The 1077-nt window shown below is 61.6% G+C and carries 1 protein-coding gene; it reads left to right on the forward strand.

Going from position 1 to position 1077, the window contains the following annotated elements:
- Positions 1-114: 114 nt before the first annotated feature.
- The coding region (locus DDA93_RS16095; protein ID WP_116779320.1) for an IS481 family transposase at positions 115-1077 on the forward strand (963 nt) is incomplete at its 3' end.

Below are 1077 nucleotides of genomic sequence, written 5' to 3' on the forward strand. Positions count from 1 at the left end.
CTAGCTGTATTACCCATAGAGGTTAGTGACGGTCGGCGTGGTTTGGTGACATGAAGAAGACCTCCGGGTGAAGTGGGGCTTGTCTAAGAGCATCCACTGACCAGGAGGTCTTCAATGTCCCACCCTAATGCCCTGCTTACCCCTCGTGGGCGGTTACGGCTAGCTCGCTGTGTCGTTGATGACGGGTGGCCCCTGCGCCGTGCTGCGGAGCGTTTCCAAGTCTCGGTGCCGACCGCGTCCCGCTGGGCTCACCGCTACCGCGCGCATGGCGAGCACGGCATGCTTGATCGGTCCAGCCGCCCGCATACTTCACCACGGCGCACCCCGACCCGTACCGAGCGGCGGATCATCGGAATCCGGGTAAACAGGCGATGGGGTCCGGCGAGGATCGGTTACCAGCTCGGCCTTCATCCCTCTACGGTGCACCGGGTGCTGGCACGGTACAGGCTGGCACGATTGTCCTGGTTGGACCGGGCCACGGGTCAGGTGATCCGCCGCTACGAACACACTGCACCGGGCGATCTGGTGCATGTGGATATCAAGAAACTCGGCCGGATTCCCGACGGTGGCGGGCATCGAGTGATGAGTCGTGGCCAGGGACGGCGGAACAGGACCGGCAGTAAGGCTAACCGGCGACCTGGCTACACGTACCTGCATAACGCCGTGGACGATCACTCCCGCCTGGCCTACACCGAGGGCCTTCCCGACGAGAAGAAGGAAACCGCCGCCGGCTTCTGGAAACGGGCCAACGAGTACTTCGAATCCTGCGGAATCACCGTCCAACGCGTACTGACCGACAACGGAGCCTGCTACCGCTCACACGCTTTCAAAGAAGCCCTCGGCGACACCGTCAAGCACAAGCGCACCCGCCCGTACCGACCTCAGACCAATGGCAAAGTCGAACGCTATAACCGCACCATGCTCGAGGAATGGGCCTACGCGAAGCCTTACCAGTCAGAAGCAGAGCGTGTGGCCGCTTTCCCGAAATGGTTGCATCACTATAATCACCATCGAGGTCACACCGCACTCAAAGGTCAGCCACCAGCCAGTCGCGTTACCAACCTAACGGGGCAATAC

The sequence above is a fragment of the Arthrobacter sp. Bz4 genome, from assembly GCF_003075455.1.
Classification (GTDB): domain Bacteria; phylum Actinomycetota; class Actinomycetes; order Actinomycetales; family Micrococcaceae; genus Arthrobacter_D.